The organism is Streptomyces caeruleatus, from assembly GCF_001514235.1.
Taxonomy (GTDB): Bacteria; Actinomycetota; Actinomycetes; order Streptomycetales; family Streptomycetaceae; genus Streptomyces; species Streptomyces caeruleatus.
In genome coordinates this window covers 380,097-392,852 of sequence record NZ_KQ948929.1, presented here as the reverse complement: position 1 = coordinate 392,852, position 12,756 = coordinate 380,097, and the positions used below count along the sequence as shown (strand labels likewise).

At 71.7% G+C, this 12,756-nt stretch carries 13 protein-coding genes and 1 pseudogene; 9 read left to right on the top strand and 5 right to left on the bottom strand.

What is annotated here, in order from left to right:
• Positions 1 to 134: 134 nt before the first annotated feature.
• A complete protein-coding gene (locus AQJ67_RS19995; RefSeq protein WP_062720345.1) occupies positions 135 to 365 on the bottom strand; it encodes a twin-arginine translocase TatA/TatE family subunit in 231 nt (76 codons plus the stop codon).
• 125 nt (positions 366 to 490) lie between these two features.
• Between AQJ67_RS19995 and AQJ67_RS19990 the strand changes: the two genes are divergently transcribed.
• From AQJ67_RS19990 to AQJ67_RS19980, 3 genes are all read left to right on the top strand, one after another.
• On the top strand, positions 491 to 880 hold the full coding sequence (locus AQJ67_RS19990) for a BlaI/MecI/CopY family transcriptional regulator (protein WP_062720344.1): 390 nt from the start codon (positions 491 to 493) through the stop codon (positions 878 to 880).
• Between the two features lie 6 nt (positions 881 to 886).
• The gene (locus tag AQJ67_RS19985; RefSeq protein WP_062720343.1) at positions 887 to 1,819 is read left to right on the top strand and encodes a M56 family metallopeptidase; all 933 of its coding nucleotides are present in this window, start codon (positions 887 to 889) and stop codon (positions 1,817 to 1,819) included.
• 162 nt (positions 1,820 to 1,981) lie between these two features.
• The gene (locus AQJ67_RS19980; RefSeq protein ID WP_208615007.1) at positions 1,982 to 3,370 is read left to right on the top strand and encodes an LCP family protein; all 1,389 of its coding nucleotides are present in this window, start codon (positions 1,982 to 1,984) and stop codon (positions 3,368 to 3,370) included.
• A gap of 70 nt (positions 3,371 to 3,440) precedes the next feature.
• Here AQJ67_RS19980 and AQJ67_RS19975 read toward each other — a convergent pair whose 3' ends face one another.
• Together AQJ67_RS19975 and AQJ67_RS19970 are read right to left on the bottom strand one after the other, a co-directional pair.
• Positions 3,441 to 3,896 (bottom strand): tellurite resistance TerB family protein, encoded by a 456-nt coding sequence (locus AQJ67_RS19975; RefSeq protein WP_062720342.1) that lies wholly within the window; start codon positions 3,894 to 3,896, stop codon positions 3,441 to 3,443.
• Between the two features lie 56 nt (positions 3,897 to 3,952).
• Positions 3,953 to 4,924 carry a sporulation protein gene (locus AQJ67_RS19970; protein WP_062720567.1) on the bottom strand — a complete coding sequence of 324 codons (972 nt, stop codon included), beginning with the start codon at positions 4,922 to 4,924 and terminating at the stop codon, positions 3,953 to 3,955.
• Positions 4,925 to 5,193: 269 nt separating this feature from the next.
• On the opposite strand from AQJ67_RS19970, the gene AQJ67_RS19965 reads away from it, so the two are divergent.
• From AQJ67_RS19965 to AQJ67_RS19945, 5 genes are all read left to right on the top strand, one after another.
• A complete protein-coding gene (locus tag AQJ67_RS19965) occupies positions 5,194 to 6,531 on the top strand; it encodes a hemolysin family protein (RefSeq protein ID WP_062720341.1) in 1,338 nt (445 codons plus the stop codon).
• On the top strand, positions 6,528 to 7,553 hold the full coding sequence (locus tag AQJ67_RS19960) for a hemolysin family protein (protein WP_062720340.1): 1,026 nt from the start codon (positions 6,528 to 6,530) through the stop codon (positions 7,551 to 7,553). Before AQJ67_RS19965 ends, AQJ67_RS19960 begins: the two co-directional genes overlap by 4 nt.
• Positions 7,554 to 7,658: 105 nt before the next feature.
• A complete protein-coding gene (locus AQJ67_RS19955; RefSeq protein ID WP_079056076.1) occupies positions 7,659 to 8,792 on the top strand; it encodes an acyltransferase family protein in 1,134 nt (377 codons plus the stop codon).
• 187 nt (positions 8,793 to 8,979) lie between these two features.
• Positions 8,980 to 9,267, top strand: a complete 288-nt coding sequence (locus AQJ67_RS19950; RefSeq protein ID WP_062720339.1) for a DUF3040 domain-containing protein — start codon at positions 8,980 to 8,982, stop codon at positions 9,265 to 9,267.
• A 523-nt stretch (positions 9,268 to 9,790) separates the two neighbouring features.
• Positions 9,791 to 11,101, top strand: coding sequence for a cation:proton antiporter (locus AQJ67_RS19945; protein ID WP_341846161.1), 1,311 nt, complete (start codon positions 9,791 to 9,793; stop codon positions 11,099 to 11,101).
• On the opposite strand, the pseudogene AQJ67_RS50965 reads toward AQJ67_RS19945, so the two are convergent.
• Positions 11,048 to 11,659 (bottom strand): annotated as a pseudogene (locus AQJ67_RS50965) (cation:proton antiporter regulatory subunit); the annotation flags it as partial. The gene AQJ67_RS19945 and the pseudogene AQJ67_RS50965 sit on opposite strands and share 54 nt — an antisense overlap.
• Between AQJ67_RS50965 and AQJ67_RS19935 the strand changes: the two are divergent.
• Positions 11,658 to 12,101, top strand: a complete 444-nt coding sequence (locus AQJ67_RS19935; RefSeq protein WP_062720337.1) for a hypothetical protein — start codon at positions 11,658 to 11,660, stop codon at positions 12,099 to 12,101. The pseudogene AQJ67_RS50965 and the gene AQJ67_RS19935 overlap by 2 nt on opposite strands.
• Here AQJ67_RS19935 and AQJ67_RS19930 read toward each other — a convergent pair.
• A complete protein-coding gene (locus AQJ67_RS19930; protein ID WP_244190527.1) occupies positions 12,043 to 12,693 on the bottom strand; it encodes an alpha/beta fold hydrolase in 651 nt (216 codons plus the stop codon). The genes AQJ67_RS19935 and AQJ67_RS19930 overlap by 59 nt on opposite strands.
• Between the last annotated feature and the right edge of the window lie 63 nt (positions 12,694 to 12,756).

Here is a 12,756-nt window from a genome sequence, read left to right as displayed (position 1 = left end):
CACGGTAGGGCTGGGGCCGTGAACTCGCCCATTCCGCCTGCTTTTTCACCTCAACGACGGAACGGGTGATCAAAGAGACGAATCCGGACGGCGTGGATGCGGGGTGGGAGAGTCCGGGGTGCGGGCTCCGCCGGTCACTGTGGGTGCTGCTGAGTGCCCTGGGGCTTCGGGTCGTCCGGGTTGACGGTCTCCCCCTGAATTACCCGGGGCTCCGCCGGATCGTCCTCGTCCTTCATTGCCCGGGCCTCGGCCTTGAGGATGCGCGCCGACTTGCCCGCCGAGCGCGTCAGTTCGGGCAGCTTCTTCGCGCAGAGGACGGCTATGACGACGAGGAGGATGATCGCGAGTTCGCTCAGTCCGAACATGTGGGTCCTGTCCTTCTGGTGAGTGGCACCCTGAAATCTACAGCACTGTAGATAGAATGGCGTATAGCCTCTGTACCGCTCGATTTATCGCACATGACACACAGGTCAGCGGAGGGAGACAGGGCATGACGGATCACCGGCAGCGTTCCGGACGCCGGGGACAGGGCGAGCTGGAGGGGCTGGTCCTGTCGGCGCTGCGGGAGGCGGACGGCCCGGCGACGGCCGGCTGGGTGCAGGAGCGCCTCGGCGGCGACCTCGCCTATACGACGGTGATCACGATCCTGACCCGTCTGCTGGCCAAGGGCGCGGTGACCCGGGAGCGCGCGGGCCGGTCCTTCGCGTGGACGTCCGCCTCGGACCAGGCGGGCCTCGCGGCGCACAGGATGCGCAAGGTGCTGGACGGCGAGAGCGACCGGGAGGCCGTCCTGGCCAGCTTTGTCACCGGCCTCGGACCGGACGACGAGCGGCTGCTGCGTGAGCTGCTGGATGGGTCCGGGAGCGAAGGGGAAGCCTGACACCACATGGGGGTCTTCGTCTTTCTGCCGCTCGTCCTGCCGTTGACGGCATGGCCGATCGCACGCCTTGCCGAACAGCACCTGCATCCCCGCACCGCGACGCGGCTGCTCACCGCGGTGGCCGCGGTGATGGCGCTGTGCAGCACGGTGTGCCTGGGGCTGGTGATGGTGGTGGGCACCGCCCAACTGCCCGGGAACCCGCTGCCCGACGGCTGGTCCGACCCCGAGGTGCGGGCCGCGGTGCCGTTCGACGAGGTCGTCGGCAAGGCGGCGATTCCGGCGCTGTGCGCGGTGGTCGCGGCCTGCGGGCGGACCCTGTGGCGGCACGGCCGGGTGCGCCGACGGGCCCACCGGGCGCTGGCCGGCCTGCCGGCGACCGGCGTCGCCGTGCTCCCCGACGAGGTGCCGTACGCGTACGCGCTGCCAGGTGGCCGCCGGGACCGCGTGGTCGTGACCACAGCCCTGCTGGAGGGCCTCGAACCCGCCGAACGCCGAGCGCTGTTCGCGCACGAGCGCGCCCATCTGACCGCGCGGCACCACCGCTTCCTGCTCACCGTCCAACTGGCCGCGCGGGCCAACCCGTTCCTGCGCCCGCTGCGCACGGCCGTGTCGTACACCACCGAGCGATGGGCCGACGAAGAGGCCGCCCGGGCCGTCGGCAGCCGAAGGGCGGTGGCGTGCGCGATCGGCAAGGCGGCGCTGGTGTCGCGGGGTACTCCGGTCGCGACGCTCGCGGGTTTCGCCGCGCCCGGGCCGGTACCCCGCCGCGTGGCCGCCCTGCTCGGCCCCGCTCCGTCGGCACGGCGCTGGCCGTCGCTGTTCACCTCGGTGGGTCTGGCGGCGTGGTGCGCGGCGGCGGGGACGGCGGTCTCGGCGATGTCGTCGGCGAACTCGGCGGTGACGATGGTCCTGATCCTGCGGGCGGCGACGCCCCTCTGAGCCGCTGCGCGGGGTGCGCGGACCGCGGGCGCGAGAAATTCCTGCGGTTCGGGCAACGGATGTTGCGAAGATCGTCGTCTGTTGATGGTGAGGGGGCCGGGGCCTTTCGGCCGTACAACGACGGACGCATGTCTACGACGTACATCTACAGAGGGGGCGCGGATGAGTGGAACAGGGCGGCGGCGACGTACGTCGAGTGGTGGCGCGGGGCGGACCAGGCTGACGCGGCGGGGGCGGATCCTGGCCTGGGGTGGAGGCGTGACCTCGGTGGTCGTCCTCGGTGTCGCCGGGGTGGGCGCCTGGGTCTACAACGACCTCGACAACAACATCAGGTCCGCCGACGTCGACGACAAGATCGGCGGCGACCGCCCCGAGAACCTCAGTCCGGGCTCGAAGAACATCCTGGTCGTCGGCTCGGACAGCCGCGACGGCGCCAACGCCGAGTACGGCAAGGACCTGGACACCATGCAGTCGGACACGCTGATGGTGCTGCACGTCCCCGCGAACCGGAAGTGGGCCGCGGTCGTGTCGTTCCCGCGTGACTCGTGGGTGGAGATACCGGCCTGCGACAAGGGCGACGGGAGCGACTCCACACTGCACCACGCCAAGATCAACGAGGCGTTCGCGCTCGGCGGCAGCAGCGGTGAGGTCGCCGGGGCCGCCGCCTGCTCCATCAAGACGGTCGAGGCCAACACGGGCCTGCGCATAGACCACTTCATGTCCGTCGACTTCCAGGGCTTCAAGGGCATGGTCGACGCCCTGGACGGCATCGAGGTCTGCCCCGAGCAGGCCATCCGCTCCAAGAAGGCCCGCCTCGACATGGAGGCCGGCTGCCAGACCGTCGAGGGCGAGAAGGCCCTCGGCTACGTACGGGTCCGCTACGGCGTCGGCGACAACTCCGACATCGGACGCATCGGACGCCAGCAGGAGTTCATGAACGCCCTGGCCGAGAAGGCGCAGGACAAACTGACCAACCCCAAGGCGCTGTACGGCTTCCTGGGGTCCGCCACCAAGTCCCTGACCACGGACCCGGACCTGGCCGGCATCAAACCGCTGTACGCACTCGCCTCCGAGCTCAAGGGCATTCCGAGCGACCGGCTGAGCTTCCTCACCGTGCCCAACTACCCGCGCGAGGCCGACGTGCCCACCGACAGGGCCAACGTCGTCTGGCAGTACCCGCAGGCCACCGACCTGTTCACCGCCCTGGCCAAGGACAAGGAGATCGACAAGAAGCGGCTGGAGGCCGACGCGGAGAGCCCTGTGTACGCCTCCTCCGTGCGCGTCCGGGTCCTCAACGGCACAGGGGTCTCGGGCCGGGCCGCCACGGTCGCCGAGAAGCTGGGCAGGGCAGGCGTCACCGTCGCCGGCACGGGCAACGCCCCGCAGGACACCGACAGGACGACGGTGACGTACCCGGCAGGCCTGGAGAAGCAGGCCGAGGCGCTGGCCGCCCGGTTGCCCGGCGTGCGGGCCACGCCGGCGTCGGACGCCGCGGCGGGCGTGGTCACCCTGGTCCTCGGCAAAGACCTCGACCCCGACGACGTCCGCTGACCCACCGCGCAGGGCGGACGCGAGTCGCGTCCGCCCGGCACAGGCTCGGCCGAGTATGGAGGGCGGCCGATCAGAGGTCGAACTCGTGCGGCGGCAGGTCCAGCGCGTAGCACGCCTCGCGGACCACCGCCTGCTCGTCCTTGTCGAAGTCGCCGTCCGCGCCGCCGATGACGATGCCGATCTGGATCACGGCACGCGCCTCGGCGGGCTTCTTCTTCGCCTTGGCGATCTCCTGCAGCACGCTCACCTTGCCGAAGTCGAAGTCGGTGGTGAGCCGGTTCAGGTTCTCCTCGAACCGGCGGCGCAGATCGTCGGCGGAGAAGTTCTGCAACACCTCGTTGGTGGCGATCAGTTGGGCCACGCGCTGCCGCTCGGAGGGGTCGACGGTGCCGTCGGCCGCGGCGACCAGCGCGCACATCGCCATGCTCGCGTCGCGGAAGGCGCCGCTCTTGAGGTCGTTCTTCTTCGCCACCAGCTGGGTCTGCATCGTCGATGCGGACTCCTTGATGCGGTCCCACAGGGCCATGAGGGCTCCATACGTCGTTGACTTCTACAGCACTGTAGAAGTTACCAGGTGTCGGCTCAGCCCTCCTCGTCCTCCTCCTCGCCCTCGAAGAAGTCCCCGACCTCGTCCACGACCTCGGCCGCCACCATGCCGCCGACGACACCGACCGCGAGCCCGGCCGCGCCCGCGGCGACGGCGCCGCCCATGCCGGGGCCGGAGCCGTGCCCCTCGTGGTGGTGGTCGTCATGGGCGTGTCCGTACGCGTCCTGAGAGCCGTAGGCCGCCCGCTGCTCCGTCAACTGCCTGATCCAGCCGTCGACTTCCGCGTTCCAGTCGCGGGAGTCGTGGTGGCCGACGGTGAAGCGGGTGAGGGTGTCGTGGCCGGGGGAGAGGAGGCCGCCGCGCTTGTCGGCCTCCAGAACCACCTCCACGCCGGCCGGGTTCGCGAGGAAGGTCACCTCGATCTCGTTCACCTGGTGCGCGTACCGGGGTGACGGGGTGATCTCGATCTCCTGGTAGAAGGGCAGCTGCTGCCCGGTGCCCGCGATGCGGCCGTACTCCAGGTCGGCGGACCTGAACCCGAAGTCCAGCTGCCCGAGCGCCTCCAGGACCGCCTCCTGGACGGGCAGGGGACCGACGGTCAGCGGGTCGAGGTCACCCTTGTCCTTCGCGCCGGCCACGGACAGCTCGGTGCGCACACCGAGGACGACTCCCAAGGGCTGGCCGTACAGCTCAGTGATCGGGGTCTCCCAGGGCAGCGGCACGCTGAACGCGACGGAGCGCTCCTCGCCCTCGGCGAGCCGTAAAGCGCCGCCGACCGTGAACCGTTCGAAGGTGACGGCGCCCTCGCTCTCGCCCTCCTCGTGCTCGGCCTCGACCCGCGCCACCAGTTCCAGGGTGATCTGCTCGATGTCGAAGTCGGCGTCGCCGCCCCTGAGTCGGACCTGACCGGTGAGCGAACCGCCGGGGCGGACGGGGCCCGGGTCGAGGACCGTGTCCACCGTGGGGCCGCCCACACCGAGCGAGCCGAGCAGTCGTTTGAACACCATCGTGGCGTTCACTCCTTCACGTGCGTACGTGTGTATTCGTGGGAACAACCGGGAGCGCCGGATCGTTCTCTACAAGCGAGTAGAAGCATAGGGTGGTCGGGCCTGCCGGAGGGCCGGCGCCCTGCGCGGTCCAGAACCGAGAGGCCCTGCCGAACCGAGATGTCCGTCCGACCGAGAAGGAGACACGAGCCCGCGATGGGTGAGCCTCCCAGTACCAGCCGTGCCACACCCCGCCCGCCGTACGCGCACGAGGGAACGGGGGTGGCACGGTGACCGAGGTCCTGCTGCTCCTGCTGGCCCTCCTGCTCACTGTGGCCTGCGCCGTGTTCGTCGCGGCCGAGTTCTCGCTGACCACCGTCGAACGTGGTGAGCTGGAGCGTGCCGCAGAGGCCGGCGAGCGCGGCGCCGAGGGCGCGCTGAAGGCCGTGCGCCGGCTGACCTTCCAGCTCTCCGGAGCCCAGCTCGGCATCACCGTCACCTCCCTGGTGATCGGCATGCTCGCCGAACCGTCGCTCGCGGCCCTGCTCGGCGGCCCGCTCCGGGCGCTCGGCCTGGGCGGGGCCGCCTCGTCCGTGGCGACCGTGCTGGGCGTGGTCGTCTCCACCGTCGTGCTGATGGTGATCGGAGAGCTGGTGCCGAAGAACTGGGCGATCTCCCGGCCGCTCGCGGTCGCGAAGGTCGTGGCGGGCCCGCAGCGCGGCTTCACGGCCGCCTTCGGCCCGTTCATCCACCATCTGAACAACACCGCGAACCGTGTCGTACGCCGCTTCGGCCTGGAGCCCGCCGAGGAACTGGACTCCGCCCGCAGCCCCGAGGAACTCGTCGCGCTCGCCCGTCACTCGGCGGCCCAAGGCGCCCTGGAGCCCGACTCCGCCGAGCTGTTCGTCCGCGCCCTGCACCTGAGCGAGCTGACCGCACAGAACGTGATGACCCCCCGGGTCGACGTCAAGGCGCTCGAAGCGCACGCGACGGCCGCCGACGCGGCCAACCTCACCCACGCCACCGGCCTGTCCCGCTTCCCCGTCTACCGCGACAGCCTCGACGAGGTCATCGGCACCGTCCACATCCGCGACGTCCTCGCCCTGGACCCCGAGCGGCGGCTCCTCACACCGGTCACCGACCTGGCCACCGAACCCCTCCTCGTCCCGGACAGCCTCACCGCCGACCGGCTGCTGGAGCGCCTGCGGGCCACCCGCACCATGGCCGTCGTCATCGACGAGTACGGCGGCACGGCGGGCGTGGCCACGATGGAGGACATCGTGGAGGAGGTGGTCGGCGAGGTCCGCGACGAGCACGACCCCGTCGAGGCCCCCGACCTGCAACCCGCGCCGGCGACCCACGACGGACGCGCGGTGTGGGAGGCGGACGGCGGCGTACGCCTCGACGAACTCGCCGCGATAGGACTGGCCGCGCCGGACGGCCCGTACGAGACGGTCGCCGGACTGATCGCCACCCGCCTGGCCCGCATCCCCGCCAAGGGCGACCTGCTCGACCTGGACGGCTGGCAGCTCGACGTCCTCGACGTCGACCACCACCGCGCCGACCGCGTCCGCATCACCGAACCGGCCCCCGCACGGTCCGCCGAACCCGCGGAGGACGCCCGATGACCGCCCTGCAACTCGCCATCGGCGCCCTGACCCTGCTGACCAACGCCTTCTTCGTCGGCGCCGAGTTCGCCCTGGTCTCCGTGCGCCGCAGCCAGATCGAACCCCGCGCCCGCGAGGGCGACAAGCGGGCGAGGATGACCCTGTGGGCCCTGGAGCACCTGTCCGCGATGATGGCCACCGCCCAACTCGGTATCACCGTCTCCTCGCTGGTCCTCGGCGCGGTCGCCGAACCGGCCATCGCGCGTCTGCTGGAGCCCGGCTTCGAGGCCGTCAACCTGCCGCACGCCCTGGTGCACCCGGTCGCGTTCGTGATCGCGCTGGCCGTCGCGACGTATCTGCACATGCTGATCGGCGAGATGGTGCCGAAGAACATCGCCCTCGCCGCCCCGGTCACCAGCGCCCTGCTGCTCGGCCCGCCCCTGGTGGCGCTCACCCGGGCCCTGCGGCCCTTCGTGTTCGGCATCAACGCCTTCGCCAACGCCCTGCTGAAGCTGTTGCGCGTCGAGCCGAAGGACGAGGTGGAGGCCGTCTTCACCGACGACCAGCTGGCGCGCATGGTCGTCGAGTCCGGCGAGGCCGGGCTGCTGACCCCGGCCGACGGCGAGCGCCTGCGGGACGCCCTGGAGCTCGGCACCCGGCCGGTGGGCGAGATCCTCGTCCCGGCGCGGCGCATGCGCACCGTCGACCACACCGTCACCCCGGCCGGTCTGGAGCGCGTGGCCGCCGAAGCGGGCTACTCCCGTTTCCCGGTCACCGGTGAGGAGGGCGCCCTGCTCGGCTATCTGCACATCAAGGACACCCTCGGCGTCGCCGACCGCGATCGGCCGTTCCCGGCGGGCGCCCTGCGACCGGTGACCCGGGTCCGTATCGACACCCCGCTCGACGACACCCTCACCGCCCTGCGCGCCGAGGGCAGCCATCTCGCGGGCGTGCTGGGCGAGGGCGGCAAGGTGATCGGGTTCGTGACGATGGAGGACGTGCTCTCGGAACTGGTCGGCGGCCCCGCTCCGGCCACCGCGTGACCGGCGAGCCACTCCGTGCGCGCCCCGCACGGAGTGGCTCATACGTGTGCGTTGGTCATCGGCACGGTTGAACCGGCACCGGGACATGTGCTTAGGGTGCTGGCGATGTCCGCTGACGCCACACCCGTAACCACTGTCACACGCGCACCGGAACGACAGCAGCAGCCGCTGTCGTCCGCGGGGGCGGGTGAGAGACGGGCCGAGCAGCGGGACCCGTTTCTCGACAACGCCAAGTACCTGGCGATCCTGCTGGTGGCGGCGGGCCACGCCTGGGAGCCGCTGCGGGACGGCAGCCGGACCGTCACCGCGCTGTACATGCTCGTGTACGCCTTCCACATGCCGTTGTTCGCGGTGATCTCGGGCTACTTCTCGCGCGGCTTCGAGGCGCACCGCCGGGGGCTCGGACGCCTGCTGAAGCGGGTGGCGGTTCCCTATGTGGTCTTCGAGGTGGCGTACACCCTCTTCACGCGGTGGACCAGCGAGGACCCCGACCGGCCGATCAGCCTGCTGGACCCGCTGTACCTGACCTGGTTCCTGGCGGCCCTGTTCATCTGGCGGCTGACGTCGCCGGTCTGGCGGCTCGTGAGGTGGCCGCTGCCGCTCGCGCTCGCCGTCGCCATGCTCGCCACGCTCTCGCCCTCCATCGGCGACGACCTCGGTCTGCAACGGGTCCTGCAGTTCCTGCCGTACTTCGTGCTGGGGCTGCTGCTGCGGCCGGAGCACTTCCGGCTGGTCCGCCGCCGCGCGGCGCGCGTCCTGGCCGTACCGGTCGTCGTCTGCGCCCTCGCCGTCGCGTACTGGGCGGTCTCGTGGATGAACTACGCCTGGTTCTTCCACAGCGAGAGCGCCGAGGAACTGGCCGCGCCGGCCTGGTACGGCCCCGTGATGACCCTGGCCGCCTTCGGCTGCTCCGTCACCCTGGTCGCCTGCTTCCTCGCCTGGGTGCCCGGGCGCCGGACATGGTTCACCGTGCTGGGCGCCGGCACGCTGTCCGGCTTCCTGCTGCACGGTTTCGTCGCCCAGGCCGCCAAGTACGGGGACTGGTACGAGCCCGCCTGGATCCGGCAGCCCGTCGGCGAGATCACCGTCACGCTGCTCGCCGTGGCCGTCATGACCGTACTGTGCGCGCCCGCCGTTCAGCGCGTCTTCGGCTGGGTGACGGAGCCACGGGTGCCGTCGGCAGGGTTCGTGCAGGTCCTTCGTCGAGCGTTTGTGCGGGTGCGCCGCCAGGAAGGATGACTTGTGGGCGCAGTGGCGGGAGTGGGCGGGAGCGGCGAGGCGCCCCCGACCGGCAGACGCGTGGTAAGCCGACAGCCTGCCCGACCTTGTGCACGACGCCCGGCGTCGGAGAAGCCACCCATGGCCCCAGCAGCCCACCGTCTCTCAACCGCCCCTGGACGGTGACGGTCTCCGGGAAGGAGGAGCCATGTCCCACCCCGACGACGAGCGTCTGGTCGCTCTCGAAGCACGGCTCGCACGTGACGACCCCCGGTTCGCCGAGGCCCTGCGCGCCGGGCGCCCGGCGCAGCCCCGTGAGTACCGCCGTACCGGGGCGTGGTGGATGCTCCTGACCGCCATGGCCGTACTGATCACCGGAGTCGTGCTGCCCGACGGCCTGCTCATCGCCACCGGCCTGGTCCTCGCCGGTATCGCCGTGCAGTTGCTCGACCCGCATCGCGCGCGGCCGGAGCGGCGTCTTCCGCCGTACCTCTGACGCCCTCGACCGGCCGGTGAATCAACGTCCGTACGATTATCGGCTGTTGGGGTGCGCTAGAATCTTTTACCAAGCCCTTACGCTCCGTTGAGCGAGGGCTCGCCCAGTCGTTGGGGTGGCCGTCGCCGAATTCCGGCCGACGTGATGGGGGGCGTGGGATGAGCAGAGTCGTCTCTGTGCACGTCGACGTCCCGGTCCGCGTCGAGAACGCCGCCCGCGACGGCGTCCCTGATACCGACAGCGCCACCGACCCGGCCAGGCGCTCCGCGCGCTGACGAGCGCCCCGCCCCGCCCTGCCGCCGGGGCGCCACCTCATCGCGCCGCCGCCGAGTCCTCGCGCTCGGTTCCGGGCCACGAACCTCGACACCCGTCCCGCCGGGCGGCGCCACGAATCCGACCGGTTCCGGGGACGGCGCGCGTACCGGCACCAGCACCCAACGGCCCGTCCGGAGCTCCAGCCCGGCCGCCTGCACCCGCACCAGGCACAGACGCCGCCGAACCCGATCACGGAGGTCCGACGCCCGTGCACAACACCGCTGCCATGCTCATCGAACTCGGGGCGATCATCCTCGTCCTGGGGCTGCTGGGCCGCCTCGCCGGCCGGGTGGGCTTCTCGCCCATACCCCTGTACCTGCTCGCCGGACTCGCCTTCGGCCACGGCGGCATCCTCCCTCTCCAGGCCAGCGAGGAGTTCGTCGCCACCGGAGCCGAGATCGGCGTCATCCTGCTGCTGCTCCTGCTCGGCCTGGAGTACAGCGCCTCCGAACTGGTCGACACCCTCAAGACCCAATACCCCTCCGGCGCGGTCGACTTCGTCCTCAACGCCGCCCCCGGCGCCGCCATGGCCCTGTTGCTGGGCTGGGGGCCGGTCGCCGCCGTGGCTCTCGCCGGTGTCACCTGGATCTCGTCGTCCGGCGTCATCGCCAAGGTGCTCGGCGATCTGCGCCGGCTCGGCAACCGGGAGACGCCTGTCGTGCTCGGCGTGCTGGTCCTGGAGGACCTCTCCATGGCCGTCTACCTGCCGATCCTCACCGCCCTGCTGGCCGGGGTGAGCCTCGCGGGCGGCGCGGTGACCCTGCTGATCGCCCTCGGCACGGTCGGCGCCGTGCTGTACGTGGCGCTGCGGCACGGGCGCCTGATCAGCCGTGCCGTCTCCTCGGACAGCGCCGAGATGCTGCTGCTGGTCGTCTTCGGCCTCACTCTGCTCGTCGCCGGCATCGCCCAGCAGCTCCAAGTGTCGGCGGCGGTGGGGGCGTTCCTGGTTGGCATCGCCCTGTCCGGCGAGGTCGCCGAAGGGGCCGGCAACCTCCTCACGCCACTGCGGGACCTGTTCGCCGCGGTGTTCTTCGTCTTCTTCGGCCTGCACACCGACCCCGCGGCCATCCCGCCCGTGCTACTGCCCGCCCTCGCCCTGGCGACCGTCACCACCCTCACGAAGATCGCCACCGGCTACTGGGCCGCCCGCCGCGCCGGGATCTCCGCGAAGGGACGCTGGCGGGCCGGTGGCACCCTGGTGGCGCGGGGCGAGTTCTCCATCGTCATCGCCGGACTCGCCGTCGGCGTCGAACCCCGCATCGGTCCGCTGGCCACGGCCTACGTCCTGATCCTGGTCGTCCTCGGCCCGCTCGCCGCCCGCTGGACCGAGCCCCTGGCCCGCCGCCTCACCCGTTCCACGCGCCGACGGCAACCGGCGCTCCGCGGCGGCCCGTCACTCCCGGCCGAGGATGCCGGCGGCCGCGTCCACGCCCTCGCGGGTGCCGATCACGATCAGGATGTCGCCGCCGGCCAGCCGGAAGTCCGGCCCGGGGGAGGGGATCGCCTCGGCGCGCCGTAGTGCGGCCACCACGGACACGCCGGTCTCGGTCCGCATCCGGGTGTCGCCCAGGACCCGCCCGTTCCAGTGCGACAGCGACGACAGCTCGATCCGCTCGGCCACCAGGCCCAGTTCGGTGGTGGACAGCAGGTTCGGACTGTGGTGCGCCGGCATCAGGGCGTCGATGAGGGCCTCGGCCTCGCCCGCGGTCATCCGCACCGACAGCGCGCACGCGTCCGGATCGTCCTGCCGGTAGGCGTTCAGCGTCCGCGCCCCGTCCCGGTGGGCGACCACCGACAGGCGGCGCTGCTCGCGGGTCGTGAGGTCGTAACGGACCCCGATGCCCGGCAACGGCGTACGGCTCAGACGCGTGACCCCCACGGCTGTCCCCCTGACTGGTTCGGGTGTTTCCTCGGTCGACGTTCGGTGACACCCTAACGAGCGCCCGGAGTTGACCGCGGGGAAGACGGTCGCGGGAAGCCTGGGACAATGGGCGGGCCAGGATCCACGGCACCGATGCCGGGGGACCGGAGTCCCGTCTCCGTCCGCATCGGGGAGATGGGGAGGGAACGTCAGCATGATCGAGTGGGTGTCCGTCAGCAGCGGTGCCAGACCTGTCCCACGGCCCGTGGCCACCCCGCTGGTGTGGGCCGCGGCATGCGGCGGGGCGCTGGTGCTGGTCGCGCTGCTCAACTCCGTCGTCGGCACCGACCGTCCCGGCCTCGCCCTGGCCGTGCTGTCCCTGCTCGCCGCCCTGCTGGGCCTGTGCGCCCGCTTCACCGCGGCCCCCGGCACCGCCCTGCTGTGCTGGCTCTTCCTCAACGGCTTCGCCATCCCGCCCGCCGGCATCCTCACCTGGGTGGCGCACCGCGACACCTTCTGGCTGACCTGCCTGCTCGTCGCCGCCCTCGTGGGCACCGCCCTGGCCCGCCTGCTCCACGCCCGCGCGGCCTACCGCCGCCTCACCGCCGCCACGGGCTCCGCCGCACCGGCGCCCGGCGACGCGCCGTACGACACCTGACCGACGGCGTTGCTGGCGGCCGACGATCCGGCGTCACGTACCTGCCCGCTGGTCGGGGCGGCTCGCCGGTGTCGGTGTCTCTTCCGGTTCCTCGGGTGTCACCGCACGGCCGCCCGGGTGGCGAAGGGCGCAGAGGAAGGAACGCCTCGAGCAGGGCGCGTTCGCTCGGCGCGCTCTCGACCATCCAGCGCCAGAAGCCCGTCATGGAACGGAAGTAGGCGTCCGAGCGGGCCACCGTGCTCATCAATACGAGGCTGCGGACGAGGTCGGGGTGACGGAGCGCCAGTTCCTGGGCGATGAAGCTGCCGCCCGAGAATCCGGCGACGTGGGCGGCCGGGACGTCGAGCGCACGCAGCAGCGCGGCGGCGTCGTCGGCCATCCGCGCCACGGTGACGGACTCCTTGGGTGAACGCGTACGCCCGGCGCCGCGGTTGTCGAAGGCGGTCAGCCGGTAGCGGTCCGACAGACCGTCGAGTTGCGCCTGCCAGGCCTCGGCCGGGTCGCCGAGCCCCGCGATGAGCAGGACGTCGGGCCCCTTGCCCCGGCGCTCGACCCAGACTTCGACACCGTCAGCGTTGATCGTCTCGCCCATGTCGCGGCCTCCTGGACGGCAGTGGCGGTACTGCCACGGTCGCACGCGCCGGGCAGGTCCGCC